Annotated in this window: 15 protein-coding genes; 6 read left to right on the forward strand and 9 right to left on the reverse strand. The window is 60.2% G+C overall.

The features are described from left to right. The first annotated feature begins 170 nt into the window (after positions 1–170). Entirely contained in the window at positions 171–1,352 is a 1,182-nt protein-coding gene (locus AC1MEE_RS01430) for a CaiB/BaiF CoA transferase family protein (RefSeq protein WP_480416124.1), read from the forward strand. A gap of 135 nt (positions 1,353–1,487) precedes the next feature. Here AC1MEE_RS01430 and AC1MEE_RS01435 read toward each other — a convergent pair whose 3' ends face one another. Together AC1MEE_RS01435 and AC1MEE_RS01440 are read right to left on the reverse strand one after the other, a co-directional pair. Then, a complete protein-coding gene (locus AC1MEE_RS01435) occupies positions 1,488–1,982 on the reverse strand; it encodes a SprT family zinc-dependent metalloprotease (protein WP_480413437.1) in 495 nt (164 codons plus the stop codon). Positions 1,983–2,126: 144 nt separating this feature from the next. Next, entirely contained in the window at positions 2,127–2,729 is a 603-nt protein-coding gene (locus tag AC1MEE_RS01440; RefSeq protein ID WP_480413438.1) for a Yip1 family protein, read from the reverse strand. Between the two features lie 287 nt (positions 2,730–3,016). Between AC1MEE_RS01440 and ttcA the strand changes: the two genes are divergently transcribed. Both ttcA and AC1MEE_RS01450 read left to right on the forward strand, forming a co-directional pair. Next, positions 3,017–3,841: a tRNA 2-thiocytidine(32) synthetase TtcA gene (ttcA, locus tag AC1MEE_RS01445; protein WP_480413439.1), complete on the forward strand. Its 825-nt coding sequence runs from the start codon at positions 3,017–3,019 to the stop codon at positions 3,839–3,841. 17 nt (positions 3,842–3,858) lie between these two features. After that, a complete protein-coding gene (locus AC1MEE_RS01450) occupies positions 3,859–4,530 on the forward strand; it encodes a DNA-3-methyladenine glycosylase I (RefSeq protein WP_480413440.1) in 672 nt (223 codons plus the stop codon). A gap of 182 nt (positions 4,531–4,712) precedes the next feature. On the opposite strand, the gene AC1MEE_RS01455 is transcribed toward AC1MEE_RS01450, so the two are convergent. Genes AC1MEE_RS01455 through arsC form a run of 3 tightly spaced genes read right to left on the reverse strand, consistent with a single transcriptional unit; the run spans position 4,713 to position 6,077 of the window. Continuing rightward, positions 4,713–5,129 carry a DUF2069 domain-containing protein gene (locus tag AC1MEE_RS01455; RefSeq protein WP_480413441.1) on the reverse strand — a complete coding sequence of 139 codons (417 nt, stop codon included), beginning with the start codon at positions 5,127–5,129 and terminating at the stop codon, positions 4,713–4,715. After that, complete coding sequence (gene wrbA, locus AC1MEE_RS01460) at positions 5,122–5,727, reverse strand: NAD(P)H:quinone oxidoreductase (RefSeq protein WP_480413442.1); 606 nt, start codon at positions 5,725–5,727, stop codon at positions 5,122–5,124. Before wrbA ends, AC1MEE_RS01455 begins: the two co-directional genes overlap by 8 nt. Beyond that, positions 5,724–6,077, reverse strand: coding sequence for an arsenate reductase (glutaredoxin) (gene arsC / locus AC1MEE_RS01465; RefSeq protein ID WP_480413443.1), 354 nt, complete (start codon positions 6,075–6,077; stop codon positions 5,724–5,726). The genes wrbA and arsC overlap by 4 nt, the downstream gene beginning before the upstream one ends. Positions 6,078–6,192: 115 nt before the next feature. Here arsC and AC1MEE_RS01470 point away from each other — a divergent pair, with 115 nt between their 5' ends. Continuing rightward, positions 6,193–6,660, forward strand: coding sequence for a TlpA disulfide reductase family protein (locus AC1MEE_RS01470; protein WP_480413445.1), 468 nt, complete (start codon positions 6,193–6,195; stop codon positions 6,658–6,660). Positions 6,661–6,677: 17 nt separating this feature from the next. Here AC1MEE_RS01470 and AC1MEE_RS01475 read toward each other — a convergent pair whose 3' ends face one another. The 4 genes from AC1MEE_RS01475 to AC1MEE_RS01490 form a co-directional block, all read right to left on the reverse strand. Then, positions 6,678–7,082 (reverse strand): META domain-containing protein, encoded by a 405-nt coding sequence (locus AC1MEE_RS01475; RefSeq protein ID WP_480413446.1) that lies wholly within the window; start codon positions 7,080–7,082, stop codon positions 6,678–6,680. Next, complete coding sequence (locus AC1MEE_RS01480) at positions 7,079–7,516, reverse strand: hypothetical protein (RefSeq protein ID WP_480413447.1); 438 nt, start codon at positions 7,514–7,516, stop codon at positions 7,079–7,081. Before AC1MEE_RS01480 ends, AC1MEE_RS01475 begins: the two co-directional genes overlap by 4 nt. Before the next feature lie 34 nt (positions 7,517–7,550). Then, positions 7,551–8,540 (reverse strand): 2-hydroxyacid dehydrogenase, encoded by a 990-nt coding sequence (locus AC1MEE_RS01485; protein WP_480413448.1) that lies wholly within the window; start codon positions 8,538–8,540, stop codon positions 7,551–7,553. 172 nt (positions 8,541–8,712) lie between these two features. Continuing rightward, a complete protein-coding gene (locus AC1MEE_RS01490; protein WP_480413449.1) occupies positions 8,713–11,466 on the reverse strand; it encodes a response regulator in 2,754 nt (917 codons plus the stop codon). 293 nt (positions 11,467–11,759) lie between these two features. Between AC1MEE_RS01490 and cysM the strand changes: the two genes are divergently transcribed. Both cysM and rlmD read left to right on the forward strand, forming a co-directional pair. Beyond that, positions 11,760–12,662 (forward strand): cysteine synthase CysM, encoded by a 903-nt coding sequence (cysM, locus tag AC1MEE_RS01495; RefSeq protein ID WP_480413450.1) that lies wholly within the window; start codon positions 11,760–11,762, stop codon positions 12,660–12,662. Further along, entirely contained in the window at positions 12,662–14,017 is a 1,356-nt protein-coding gene (rlmD, locus tag AC1MEE_RS01500; protein ID WP_480413451.1) for a 23S rRNA (uracil(1939)-C(5))-methyltransferase RlmD, read from the forward strand. Before cysM ends, rlmD begins: the two co-directional genes overlap by 1 nt. Positions 14,018–14,046: the final 29 nt, after the last annotated feature.

Consider the following 14,046-nt stretch of genomic DNA (forward strand, 5'->3'; position numbering starts at 1 on the left):
GCGCAGTGATAAAAAAACCCATCTTCGGATGGGTTTTTTTATGCCTGGAACCTGAGCGAATACGTCAGCGACGATGAAGGATGCGGCCATTGAAGCCTGGCGCCGGCCTGCCTAATCTGAAAGCCATCGCAATAGGGTCTGCAAAGGGAGTACTTATGCAAGGCACACTCATGCAAGGTCCATTGGCATCGCTCAAGATTCTCGATTTCTCGACCTTGTTGCCGGGGCCGTTCGCTTCGTTGTTGCTCGCCGACATGGGCGCCGAAGTGCTGCGCATCGAGTCGCCGACGCGTATGGATCTACTACGACTATTGCCGCCACACGATCACGGGACTTCGGCCAGCCACGCCTACCTCAATCGCAATAAACGCAGCCTCGCCCTGGACCTGAAGCAGCCGCAGGCGCTGGAGGTGGTCAGGCAGCTGGTGGCCGAATACGACATCGTGCTCGAGCAGTTTCGCCCGGGCGTCATGGATCGCCTAGGGTTGGGCTATGAGGCTTTGAAGGCGATCAACCCGAAGCTGATTTATGTGGCGATCACCGGTTACGGCCAGACCGGCCCTTATCGGGATCGCGCCGGGCACGACATCAACTACCTGGCGCTGTCCGGCATCGCCAGCCATACCGGACGCCAGGACAGTGGGCCGATTCCGTTGGGCATTCAGGCGGCGGATGTGGCCGGAGGTTCGCTGCATGGGGTGATTGGCCTGCTGGCCGCTGTGGTCGCACGTCAGCAAACTGGGCGCGGGCAATACGTCGATGTCAGCATGACCGACTGTGTATTCAGCCTCAATGCCATGGCCGGGGCGGGTTATCTGGCGTGCGGCGTGGAGCCTGCCAGGGAAAACCAGATGCTCAATGGCGGCAGTTTTTATGACTACTACCGCAGTCAAGACGGTCGTTGGTTTTCCGTGGGCAGCCTGGAGCCGACGTTCATGCAGCCACTGTGTGCAGCGCTGGGCCGCCCGGAACTGGCCGCACAAGGCCTGTCGCCATGCTCCGAGGTGCAGGCGGCGTTGAAACACCAATTGAAAATCGAATTCGAGAAGCGTTCATTTGAGGAGCTGTGTGAGTGTTTTGCTGGCCTGGACGCGTGTGTCGAGCCGGTGCTGAGCGTTGCCGAAGCGGTTGAGCATCCGCAGTTGCAGGCGCGGGAGGTGGTGAGTCAGGTGCCGCGTGATGATGGTAGCTCGCAGGCGCAGATTGCCTGCCCGTTGAAGTTTTCCGAAGGCTTGCCCGCGCCCCGGCATATTGGGGTGGAGCTAGGGGCGCACAGTGAAGAGGTTTTGGCGGGTCTGGGGTATAGCGTTGAGCGGATTGTTGAGCTGCGAAGAGCGGGTGTTATTGGGTAAATTTCTGGGTCGCCTGGGCTGGCCTCTTCGCCAATGAATTCGCTCCCACAAGTGTTGTGTCCGCCGCAGATCCACTGTGGGAGCGAATTCATTCGCGAATGGGGCGCCGCGGTGTCCCTGACACACCCACAACCATCACTCCACCCGCATTTCCCCGCTGAACACCAATGTCTCCCGGCAGCTCCGGCACAAATAGCGCCGTCCTTGCCTGACCAGCGAGTGGCGTTGCGCGGAGAAGGCGAAATCGCTGTTGGCGCAGGGGCAGCGGTAGATGTAGCGGGTCACGCGGCGGCGTTTGACCGCGTAGGTGTGGCAGCGGTTGGGTGGCAGTTCGTACACCCCGCGCATGATCAATTGCCATTCTTCGCCATGGGGCTGAATGCGTTCGCCGAACAGTTGGTGGGCGATCAGGTGCGCGACTTCATGAGCGACGGTCTGCTTGAGAAAATCTTCGCTGTTCTCCCGGTACAACTGCGGGTTGAAGCGCAGCATATTTTCGTGCAAATGGGCGACACCGGCTTTCTGGCCGCGCAGCCTGAGGCTGACCACTGGGCGTTTGAATGCACGTTTGAAAAAGGCTTCGGCTTGCTGAAAACAGACTTCGACGCGGGTATTGAGTTGCTCGGGCATTCTTTAGGGCTCTCCTGAGATGGCAAGTATGCCGCAAAGCGCTGGCTGGCCGAAAACTGAAGCTGCCCAATGGTCATCAAAAACAACCGAGCCGCCTAAAAGGCGGCTCGTCATCTCATGCAGTTGAGGACAGTTGGCTTTTAATCAGTTGGTATATTCAGGCCCTACACCGATGCCCCACAGCACGACGGTGAACGCCATGATTGCGACCAGCACCACCAGGCCCACGGCCAGTACGGAGCTTGAGAACATGAAGCCCTCATCGGACGGGATGTTCATGAATGTCGGCAAACCGACGTACAGCAGATAGACCGTGTAGCTGATGGCCGCCATGCCGACGATCAGCCCCAGCCACATATGTGGATAGAGTGCCGCCAGGCCGCCAATGAACAGGGGTGTCGCGGTGTAGGTGGCAAAGGCGACGCAGCGTGCCAGACTTGGGTTCGCGTCATAGGTGCGCGCCATCCAGTGAATGAACGCACCCATGACCCCTACACCACCGAGCATGGCGATGTAGGACATGATCGTCATCCACAAGGCGCTTTCATGGGTCAGCATGACCGGCGCTCGATAGCCGATCACCCAGCCCACCTGCGTGGTACCGATATAAGCTGCTACTGCGGGAATTGCCGCGAGAATCAGGGTGTGAGTGAGGTACATGTGGCCGATGCTTTCTTCTTTTTCGCCACGGATCTGTTGCCATTCTCGATCGGGATGGGTGAACAGTCCCAAAACGTGATTCATCATGCCGGTCACTCCTTTTTATTTTACCGTCGCCCCCCAGCGGAGCGCCTGTCGGGCTTAAGTGCCACGGCAGGTGTAAGGCCACAGCCTCGATACAGGAATGGATGCAACCTTATGTCGCAGTATAGGGACGGCAGAAGCGCTGCTTTAGAGTAAATCGCGCTTTGGGGATGGCTGCTAATCGCGTTGTGCTATTTAGGTTCAGTGCGGTCTGGCGGCATTACCTGGCCTCAGGGTTTATGCGTAAAATACTGACTTTTTCCGAGTCACCGCTAGCGGATATCAGCGCCATGGGCACCCTTTCAGTCAATCAGAACAAACTGCAGAAACGCCTGCGCCGGCTCGCTGGCGAAGCCGTGGCCGACTTCAACATGATTGAGGAGGGCGACAAGATCATGGTTTGCCTGTCCGGTGGTAAAGACAGCTACACCATGCTCGACGTGCTGATGCATTTTCAGAAGGTGGCGCCGATCAAGTTCGACATTGTGGCCGTGAACATGGACCAGAAGCAGCCGGGTTTCCCCGAACATGTGCTGCCTGCGTACCTCGAAGCGTTGGGCGTCGAGTACCACATTGTCGAAAAAGACACCTATTCGGTGGTCAAGGAGCTGATTCCTGAAGGCAAGACCACCTGCTCACTGTGCTCGCGCCTGCGCCGTGGCACGCTGTATACCTTTGCTGATGAAATCGGCGCGACCAAGATGGCGCTCGGTCACCACCGCGACGATATCGTCGAGACCTTCTTCCTCAACCTGTTCTTCAACGGCACGCTCAAGGCCATGCCGCCCAAGCTGCGTGCCGATGATGGGCGCAATGTGGTCATTCGCCCGCTGGCGTACTGCACCGAGAAAGACATTCAGGCGTTTTCCGACTTCAAGGCCTTCCCGATCATTCCATGCAACCTGTGCGGTTCTCAGGAAAACCTGCAGCGTCAGGTGGTCAAGGACATGCTGCTGGAGTGGGAGCGCAAGACCCCGGGCCGCACCGAGAGCATCTTCCGCGGCTTGCAGAATGTGCAGCCGTCGCAACTGGCGGATCGCAACCTGTTTGACTTTACCCACCTGCGTATCGATGAAACCGCGGCCTCGCGTTTCGTCAATGTCGTGAATATCTGATCGGAACCCACCATCGCATGCGCGATTACAAATGGCTCCACGAATACAACCTGAACCGTTTCGGTTCAGCCTCAGCGCTCGAAGCACGCTTGCCCGTCCCCAAGTCCCCCGCGCAACTGCGCAAGATCAGCAATGACCGTTACCTGTCGGCCCTCGCTCAGCGGGTGTTTCGCGCCGGCCTCAAGCACAGTCTGGTAGACGCCAAGTGGCCGACGTTCGAAGAGGTGTTCTTCTGCTTTGATCCGGAGAAAGTGGTGTTGATGGGCGCCGAGCACCTGGAGCGCTTGATGCAGGACACGCGGATCATTCGGCATTTGGGCAAACTGAAAAGCGTGCCGCGCAATGCGCAGATGATTCTGGACATCAGCAAAGAGAAGGGCAGCTTCGGTAACTTCATCGCCGATTGGCCCGTAACCGATATCGTCGGCCTGTGGAAATACCTGTCCAAACACGGGCATCAGCTGGGCGGGATGTCAGCGCCGAGTTTTCTGCGCATGGTCGGGAAGGACACCTTCATCCCGACGTACGACATGGTCGCGGGGCTCAATGCGCAGAACATCATCGACAAAGTGCCCACCAGCCTCAAGGACCTCGCCGCCGTGCAGGGCGCCTTCAACCAATGGCATGCTGAAAGCGGGCGACCCATGTGTCAGTTGTCGTTGATGTTGGCGTATACGGTGAATCACTGAGACCGCATCAATCCGGATAGTACGCATACAGTCTGGTCTGACACCAATCCCCTGTAGGAGCTGCCGAAGGCTGCGATAAGGCCGGAACGGCCTTCATAAAGATCAATCGCCGCGACCGGTCCCCAGTCGATCGCAGCCTTCGGCAGCTCCTACAGATCCTGTATCGGCCTCTGTGGGAACTGTCAGGCCACACCTTCCCCTGCCAATTTGCGGTTGTACTGAAAGCGCCAGCGCACATACAGCAGCGCACTGGTGAACACCGCCACGCTGACCAGCATTTCCAGAGCGCCGAACAGGCTGCGGTTCGGGTCGTAAACCGCCAGTGCGCCTTTGATGAAGTACAGGTTGACCACAAAACAGGTCCACGAATGACCGCGTGCGCTGCCGGTGAGCATGCCTGGGGTCAGCAGGATCAAGGGCACCAGTTCGATGCTCAGGATCACCCACGGGCGGGCGCCGTGGAGGTCGGCGAAGATCAGGTAATAAGCGGCCAGCAACAGGATCAGGCCGAAAAAGCAGATCAGGCTGACGACCCGGCTCAGACGAACCCGTGGCTCCAGCCATTCCAGCGCCGGCAGGACTTTAGGCTTTTTAGCCACGAGGCGTCTCCAGCAGCAGGGCGGTTTTTGCCAGACGCTGACCCAGGGCGCGACACAGGGTGATCTCATGCTGGTCCAGCGCGCGTTTGCCGTCGGCACCGGCATGGTGACTGGCGCCATAAGGCGTTCCGCCGCCACTGGTTTCCAGCAGCGCGGCTTCGCTGTATGGCAGGCCGGTGACCAGCATGCCGTGGTGCAGCAGCGGCAACAGCATCGACATCAGCGTGGTTTCCTGGCCGCCGTGCAAGCTGGCGGTGGAGGTGAACACGCTGGCCGGTTTGCCCACCAGGGCGCCGGTCAGCCACAGCGTGCTGGTGCCATCGAGGAAGTACTTCAGCGGCGCGGCCATGTTGCCGAAACGCGTCGGGCTGCCCAGTGCCAGGCCGGAGCAGTTCTTCAGGTCATCGAGGCTGGCATATAAAGAGCCTTGCTCGGGGATGCTCGGTGCGACGGCTTCAATCTCGGAAGAAATCGCCGGCACCGTGCGCAGCCGCGCTTCCATGCCGCCCAACTCGATACCGCGGGCAATCTGCCGGGCCATCTCGCTGGTCGAGCCGTTGCGACTGTAGAACAGAACCAGAATGTACGGCGTACTCACGGCAGGATCTCCAGCACGCTTTCTGGTGGACGGCCAATGGCGGCCTTGTCACCGACCACCAGAATCGGCCGCTCGATCAGTTTCGGGTGGGCGGCCATGGCGGCGATCAGTTGCTCATCGCTCAGGCGGGAATCCGCCAGGTTCAGGGTTTTGTATTCGTCTTCGCCAGTACGCAGCAATTCCCGGGCGCCGATGCCCAGCTTGACCAGCAGATCGCGCAATTGCGCGGCGTCTGGCGGGGTTTCCAGGTAACGAATAATGGTCGGGGTCAGGCCACGGGCTTCGAGCAGTTCCAGCGCACCGCGAGATTTCGAGCAGCGCGGGTTGTGATAAAGCGTCAGATCAGTCATTTGCGGGTCGCATCTTGCGTAAGGTGGCAGCTATTCTACCTGTGTGACGTCTGCTCCTGAACCTTGGGCGGTAATTGGTCGCAGTTAAAGTGAATATCCAGATAAGGAAGGGCACATGACAAGGCGATTGGCAGCGGTAGTGGCGCTCATCGGCAGTTTGCTGCTAAGTGGTTGTGGTGCAGACCTTGGGCTTGATCAAAACGGGCAGAAGGTCGCCAGCGAGCGGGTCGACAATCATTGGCTGGTAATCAACTACTGGGCGGAGTGGTGTGGTCCGTGTCGCACGGAGATCCCGGAACTCAACACCTTGGCCAATCAGCTCAAGGACAGGCAAGTGAGTGTGTTCGGGGTCAATTTCGACGGCCTGCAGGGCCAAGACCTGAAGTCCGCCAGTGCCGCTTTGGGCATTAGCTACACCGTACTGGCGCAGGACCCGGCCGACCATTTCGACTTGCCCCATAGCGACGCGCTGCCGGTGACGTACATCATCGACGACAAGGGCAAGGTGCGCGATCAGTTGCTCGGCGAGCAGACAGCGGAGGGCGTGAGCAAGCGGCTGGCGGTTTTGCGGGGTGAAGGGTAACCGCCAGCGACGCTAACTCAACTGTCTTCCAGCCAGAACCGCAGTGGCTTGCCTTCGGCAGGCCACAGGCGCAGTTGTTCGATGGGTGAGATGTCCCAATGTTGCACTTTGGTCAGGGCGTCGAGGAAGCGCTGTTCCTGTTCCATCAACGCTGGCGCACACACCTTGCGGGTGCTGCCGACCATACCGAAGACGACCTTTTCGCCTTCCAGCGAGTAAGGCGCGAACCAATGGTTGCAACCAGCGTTGCCGTAGGCGCGGCCATCTTCGCCCAGGGTCATGGTCAGGTGGCTGCGGTCGACCAGTGGACGTTCGCCAATCCATTCCAGCAGGTAGCTGTGATCGCGTTGCACTGGCGACGGTTCAGCAGCGCAGCCCAGCAGGGTGCTGCCGGCCAGGCCAAGCAGGGCGGCGCGCATCATGCGGCTTTCTCCTGGCATTTGCGGCAAAAGTGCTTGTCAGCCTCGGTTTTCCAGCCCAACTCGGCAATGCGTGCGGCGGCCGCCGGTTTTTGCGCCTTGGTGCCGAGCTTGGCGTCGACCGCGAACTCGAACTTCAGCTCGGTCGCGCAACCGTTGCAGTTGACCTGCCACTGATGAATCGCCAGTTCAGCGAAAGCTGGACCCTGCGCCACTGCGACCCATTGGCCGCGTGGATTGATCAAGTGCCGAACTTTGTCCACGGTCAGGCGCATGGACAAGTCCTTGCTGCCTTTAAGCGTGACCAAAAGCACATCATCGGCGTGGATCGAGCCGCCGTTGCCGGTGACTTGATAACGACCGGGAGCCAGTGCGCGGCATTCGATCAGGGTGTGTTGTGGGTTGAGCAGGCTGTAGCGGAAATCGTGTTCGACCATGGGTCCTCCAAATCTGCGCGCATCCTACCAGTTTTTAACCCTCGACCTGATTCTGTGGCGAGCCTTCGGACCAGGCTGCGATGTTGTCCAGGGTGGTCTGAGCAATAGCGCCCAGCGCTTCGCGGGTCAGAAAAGCCTGATGAGCGGTAATGATGACGTTAGGAAAGGTCAGCAGACGGGCCAGTACGTCGTCCTGCAACGGCTGGTCGGAGCGATCTTCGAAGAACAGTTGCGCCTCTTCTTCATACACATCCAGCCCCAGATAGCCCAATTGCCCGCTTTTCAGCGCTTCGATCAGGGCCGGCGTGTCGACCAGCGCGCCACGTCCGGTGTTGATCAGCATGGCACCGGGTTGCATCTGCGCCAGGGACGCGCTGTTGATCAGGTGTTTGCTCTGTGCGGTCAGCGGGCAGTGCAGGCTGATGATCTGCGCCTGCGCCAGCAGCTCCGGCAAACTCAAGTAGCGCGCGCCCAGGGCTTCGACCTGCGGGTTAGGGTAAGGGTCGTGGGCCAGCAAGGTGCAGCCGAACCCGGCCATGATCCGGGCGAAGGTAGCGCCGATTTGCCCAGTGCCGATGATGCCGACGGTTTTACCCACCAGATCGAAGCCGGTCAGACCGTGCAGGCTGAAGTCGCCGTCTCGGGTGCGGTTGTACGCACGGTGCAGATGGCGGTTGAGGGCCAGGATCAGGGCCACGGCATGTTCGGCCACGGCGTGCGGTGAATAGGCAGGCACCCGCACCACGCTGAGACCGAGCTTTTGCGCGGTCGCCAGATCCACATGGTTGTAACCCGCCGAACGCAAGGCGATCAGGCGTGTACCGCCAGCGGCCAGTTGCTCCAGCACCGGCGCGCTGAGGTCGTCATTGATGAAGGCGCAGACCACCGGATGCCGGTCGGCCAGTGCGACAGTGTCGAGGTTCAGACGTGCGGGCTGGAAATGCAGTTCTACGCCAGGCGGTAAGCGGGCCGCGAGAAAACTGTCGCGGTCGTAGTTCTGGCTGCTGAAGATAAGTGTGCGCATGAACAAACCTCCGTGGCGATGAGATCCATGTAGGAGAGGGGGGGACGCCGAGTTCTTGCCCGCGATAAGGGCCGGAGGACCTTCTGCGCCTGACACACCGCCATCGCGGGCAAGCGCGCTCCTACAAATGATCCACTCTACAAAAAATCCCAATCCTGCTCAGTGCCCCAGATCAAGCACTCACGCGTGCCTCGATGGCCAGTCGTGTGATGGCCATGGCCAGCTCATCGAGGGCGGCCTCGGCTTCAGGTGCATCCTGCTTGAGCAAGGTTTCACTGCGTTGACAGGCGGCGCGCAGTTGCGGCACGCCGCAATAACGGGTCGCTCCGTGAAGACGATGCACACGTTCGATCAGCGCCAGCTTGTCGTGGGCCTCGCGGGCACAGCGAATAGCTTCACGGTCGGTGTCCAGCGAGGCGAGGAGCATCGCCAGCATGTCCGCCGCCAGATCGGCCTTGCCCGCTGCCAGACGCAAGCCTTCTTCATGGTCGAGAACGTGCAGATCCATGCCGTTACGCATGTTTTCGTTGTGGCGTTCAGGCGCGTGGTTTCGCAGCGCCAGACCGGTCCATTTGAGTACCACCTGGGCCAATTGCCGTTCGCTGATGGGCTTGGTCAGGTAATCGTCCATTCCGCTTTGCAGCAGGGCGCGCTTTTCGTTGGCCATGGCGTGGGCGGTGAGGGCAACGATCGGCAGTGAGGTACTTCCCCGCTCGACTTCCCAGGCGCGGATCTCCTCGGTGGCTTGACGCCCATCCATGCCGGGCATCTGCACGTCCATCAGCACCAGGTCGAAGGTTTCTTTCTGCACCGCTTTCACTGCTGCGTAGCCGCTGTCGACCGCCAACACGTTGGCGCCCATGTCTTCGAGCAACGTCTGCACCAGCAACAGGTTGGCCGGATTGTCATCGACGCAGAGCAAGCGCGGCGCGCGACTGGACAATGGTTCGGCGACATCGTTGCGCTGGTGTTTGGGGTTGATCAGCTCGGACAGGCTGCGTCGCAGCTTGCGGGTGCAGGCCGGTTTCACCTGCAACTGGCTGTGGGCGTTGGGCACGGCCAACTGGAATTGCGCCTGCTCGGTGGTCGGGCACAGTACCAGCACTTTGCAGCCGAGGTTTTCCAGGTCCCAGATATGTTGGCGCAGTCGTTCGGGTGGCAGTTGGTGGGCGGTGATGCCCAGCACCGACAAATCGATGGCCTGCGGGGTTTGATGTGCCGCTGTGACGCCATTGATCAGGCTTTCCAGATTGTTGAAGACAATCGTTTCCAGACCGCAATCTTCCAGTTGATGCTGTAAGGCCTGACGTGCCAGTTCGTGATTTTCCAGTACCGCGACCCGACGTCCCAGCAGCGGCGGGGCGGGCAAGTCTTCCAGATCATCGCGGGTTTTGGGCAGGTTCAGGCTGATCCAGAACTCCGAGCCTTCGCCCGGCGTGCTGTCGACGCCGATTTCGCCGCCCATTTGTTCGATCAGTCGTTTGGAAATCACCAGCCCCAGCCCGGTGCCGCCCGGTTGTCGTGACAGCGAATTGTCAGCCTGGCTGAACGCCTGAAACAGCGCGCGCACGTCCTGACTGGACAGGCCGATGCCGGTGTCCTGCACGCTGATGCGCAGTTGCACGCTGTCTTCTTGCTCGTCTTCGAGCATGGCGCGGGCGACGATGGTGCCCTCGCGGGTGAACTTGATGGCGTTGCTGACCAGGTTGGTCAGGATCTGTTTGAGCCGCAGCGGATCGCCGAGCAGCGACAAGGGCGTGTCGCGGTACACCAGGCTGACCAGTTCCAGCTGTTTGGCGTGGGCGGCCGGGGCGAGGATGGTCAGGGTGTCCTGCAGCAGGTCGCGCAGGTTGAACGGGGCGCTGTCGAGCACCAGTTTGCCGGCTTCGATTTTCGAGAAGTCGAGAATCTCGTTGATGATGCTCAACAGGCTGTCGGCGGACTTCTCGATGGTGCCCAGATAATCCAGCTGGCGTGGGGTCAACTCGCTTTTTTGCAGCAAATGGGTAAAACCGAGGATGCCATTGAGTGGCGTGCGGATCTCGTGGCTCATGTTGGCGAGGAATTCGGATTTGATCCGACTGGCCTCAAGCGCTTCTTTGCGCGCCAGGTCCAACTCGATGTTCTGGATTTCGATGGTTTCCAGATTTTGCCGCACGTCTTCGGTGGCCTGATCGATGCTGTGCTGCAATTCTTCCTGAGCATTTTGCAGGGTCGCTGCCATGCGGTTGATGCCGGAGGCCAGCTCATCCAGTTCCAGACTGCCCAGCGGTGGCAGGCGGACTTCCAGGTTGCCGTCTTTGAGTTGCGTCACTGCCAGTTTGATTCGGCTGATCGGCACGTTGATGGTGCGGCTCATGCGCACCGCCAGAACCGCTGTCAGAATCAGCCCCGTGGCGATCAGCAGCAGGCTGGCGAACAGGCTGCGATAGCCGCGTAACAAGGTGCCGTTATGTGAGAGTTCCAGCTCGACCCAGCCAATCAGGCGGTCGGCCTCCTCGGGAACTATGTTACCGGTCAGATGACGCTGTCGGCCGAACACGGGCAATAGAAAGCGTGTGGCGTCATTGCCGGAGCGTTGCAGCAGGTGGGTGCTGTTGCCCGTGGGCGGTTGGTTGAGCATGCTCGGCCCGGCATGAGCCAGGGTATCGCGGTCGGCATCGAGAAAGGACACGGCGCGCACGTCCGCTTGCTCCAGCGCCTGCCCTGCGATGCGTTCGAGCAGCATGCGGTCATTGCGGCCCAGCGCGGGGGCGGCCAGCGGCGCGAGCTCTTCGGCGATCATTTCGCCACGTTGCAGCAGTTGGGTTTGCAGGTCGGACAGCTGCATCCAGGTGAAATAGCCGCCCAGCACCACTGCCATCAGCAGGGCGGGGACAATGGTCAACAGCAGCACACGGCCTTTGATACCCAGCTTGTTCAGCACGCTATTTCTCCAGCACCCACGCCACATATGTCCAAGATCGCTTCCGGCGATCGATATTTCCGCAGTGTAGCGAGTTGCTGGCGGGCAATCTCGGCAAATAGCTGCACCGTGTTGATATGAATTCTGGGAGCAGGCTTGCAACTACGCGTCCCGCTGCGAATTCGTCAGGCGCCGCAACCTCGCATTTCTGCTGCTTATAGCTTTAAGCCATATACCGCGCACTTTGCGTGATATGGGGTTTAGACGTTTACCGTTATGATAGGCGCCCCCGCAGTCTGGATTGCGAAGACGCCATGACCCTGCAGTATCAAACCATCGCCGATTGCGTCGGCAACACCCCGCTGGTTCGTTTGCAACGCCTGCCCGGCGACACAACCAATACCTTGCTGTTGAAGCTCGAGGGGAATAACCCTGCCGGCTCGGTCAAGGATCGTCCGGCGCTGTCGATGATCATCCGCGCCGAACTGCGCGGGCAGATTCATCAGGGCGACACCCTGATCGAAGCGACGTCCGGCAACACCGGCATCGCGCTGGCCATGGCCGCCGCGATCAAAGGCTACCGCATGATCCTGATCATGCCGGACAACTCCAGCGCCGAGCGCAAGGCGGCGATGACTGCCTATGGCGCCGAGTTGATTCTGGTCAGCAAGGACGAGGGCATGGAAGGCGCCCGCGACCTCGCTGAACGCATGCAGGCCGAAGGCCGTGGCAAGGTGCTGGACCAGTTCGCCAATGCTGATAACCCAGAGGCGCATTACACCGGCACCGGCCCGGAAATCTGGCAGCAGACAGGCGGCACCATCACTCATTTCATCAGTTCCATGGGCACCACGGGCACCATCATGGGGGTCTCGCGTTACCTCAAGGAGCAAAACCCTCAGGTGCAGATCATCGGTTTGCAACCCATGGACGGAGCGTCGATTCCCGGCATTCGTCGCTGGCCGGAAGAATATTTGCCGAAGATCTATCAGGCCGATCGGGTGGACCGGATCGTCGATATGGCGCAAGCCGAAGCCGAAGACGTGACGCGTCGACTGGCCCGCGAAGAAGGCATCTTCTGTGGTGTGTCGTCCGGTGGTGCGGTGGCGGGCATGTTGCGCCTGTCCCGGGAAGTCGAGAATGCGGTCATGGTCGCGATCATTTGTGACCGTGGCGACCGTTACTTGTCGACCGGTGTCTACGATGTGCCCAACTGATGGCCAAGCATGAGAGAGGCCTGCGCTTCCAGCCCACTGGCGGTACAAAGGCGCCCCAGGTACCGACCGGCAAAAAACAACGGCTGACCATCGAACGCCTGGCCAACGACGGGCGCGGTATCGCTTTCGTCGAAGGCCGCACCTGGTTCGTCGCTGGCAGTCTGGCGGGTGAAGAGGTCGAAGCGCGGGTACTCAATGCCCACGGCAAGGTCGTCGAAGCCCGCACCGAACGGGTCTTCCAGGCCAGCCCATTGCGTCGCCCCGCCCTTTGCGTGCATTTCGGCCGGTGTGGCGGGTGCAGCGTCCAGCACTTGCCTCATAGCGAACAGCTTGCCCTGAAACAGCGCATGCTCGCTGAGCAATTGACCCGGGTTGCGGGTGTCGAGCCCGAAGAGTGGGCCGCGCCGTTGACGGGGCCTGAGTTCGCCTACCGGCGGCGGGCGCGGGTCGCTGTACGCTGGGACGCCAAAGCCAAGCGGCTTGATGTAGGTTTCCGTGCTGCGTCCAGTCAGGACATCGTCGCCATCGAAGAATGCCCGGTGCTGGTACAGGCCTTGCAACCAATCATGACTCAGTTGCCGGCCATGCTGCGCCGCTTCAGCAAGCCGCAGGTCGTGGGGCATGTCGAACTGTTCAGCGGTTCGTCGACTGCCGTGTTGCTGCGCCATACCGCGCCGTTGGCCGAGGCGGATCTGGAGACGTTGCAGGCGTTCTGTCAGGTCCATGACGCGCAGTTGTGGCTGCACGGCGAGGGTGAGCCGCAACCGGTCGATCCGAGTCAACAATTGGGCTATCGGCTGGAGCAGTGGGATTTGCAATTGGCTTACCGGCCAGGGGATTTCATTCAGGTCAACGCCGCGGTCAACGCCGCGATGATCGCCCAGGCGCTGGAGTGGCTGGCGCCGCAGGCCGACGAGCGGATTCTGGATCTGTTTTGTGGGTTGGGTAACTTCGCGTTACCGCTGGCCAGACAGGCTCGCGAGGTCGTGGCGGTGGAAGGCGTTGCGAACATGGTCGAACGTGCCAGGGGTAATGCCATGAGCAATGATCTGCACAATGTGCAGTTCTTTCAGGCAGATTTGTCGCAGCCATTGGCGCAAGCGAGCTGGGCCGCAAAAGGCTTTTCTGCGGTACTCTTGGATCCACCGCGCGACGGCGCTTTTGAGGTGGTACGCAAGCTCTCGACATTAGGTGCCGAACGGTTGCTTTATGTGTCATGCAACCCCGCAACTTTGGCGCGCGACACTGTCGAATTGATCAAACAGGGCTATAGATTAAAACGTGCCGGAATCCTCGATATGTTTCCGCAAACGGCTCATGTCGAGGCGATGGCTTTATTTGAAGCGAGTAAGTGAGCGGCACGGCTTAAGGAAACGAGTCAGCA

The organism is Pseudomonas sp. ASL3 (genome assembly GCF_056680425.1).

Coding starts and splice junctions, on each gene's coding strand:
- AC1MEE_RS01430 (WP_480416124.1), top strand. CDS start 171: ATGCAAGGTCCATTGGCATCGCTCAAGATTCTCGATTTCTCGACCTTG.
- ttcA (WP_480413439.1), top strand. CDS start 3,017: ATGGGCACCCTTTCAGTCAATCAGAACAAACTGCAGAAACGCCTGCGC.
- AC1MEE_RS01485 (WP_480413448.1), bottom strand. CDS start 8,540: ATGCGCACACTTATCTTCAGCAGCCAGAACTACGACCGCGACAGTTTT.
- rlmD (WP_480413451.1), top strand. CDS start 12,662: ATGGCCAAGCATGAGAGAGGCCTGCGCTTCCAGCCCACTGGCGGTACA.
- arsC (WP_480413443.1), bottom strand. CDS start 6,077: ATGACTGATCTGACGCTTTATCACAACCCGCGCTGCTCGAAATCTCGC.
- AC1MEE_RS01480 (WP_480413447.1), bottom strand. CDS start 7,516: ATGGTCGAACACGATTTCCGCTACAGCCTGCTCAACCCACAACACACC.
- AC1MEE_RS01470 (WP_480413445.1), top strand. CDS start 6,193: ATGACAAGGCGATTGGCAGCGGTAGTGGCGCTCATCGGCAGTTTGCTG.
- cysM (WP_480413450.1), top strand. CDS start 11,760: ATGACCCTGCAGTATCAAACCATCGCCGATTGCGTCGGCAACACCCCG.
- AC1MEE_RS01435 (WP_480413437.1), bottom strand. CDS start 1,982: ATGCCCGAGCAACTCAATACCCGCGTCGAAGTCTGTTTTCAGCAAGCC.
- AC1MEE_RS01440 (WP_480413438.1), bottom strand. CDS start 2,729: ATGATGAATCACGTTTTGGGACTGTTCACCCATCCCGATCGAGAATGG.
- AC1MEE_RS01450 (WP_480413440.1), top strand. CDS start 3,859: ATGCGCGATTACAAATGGCTCCACGAATACAACCTGAACCGTTTCGGT.
- AC1MEE_RS01475 (WP_480413446.1), bottom strand. CDS start 7,082: ATGATGCGCGCCGCCCTGCTTGGCCTGGCCGGCAGCACCCTGCTGGGC.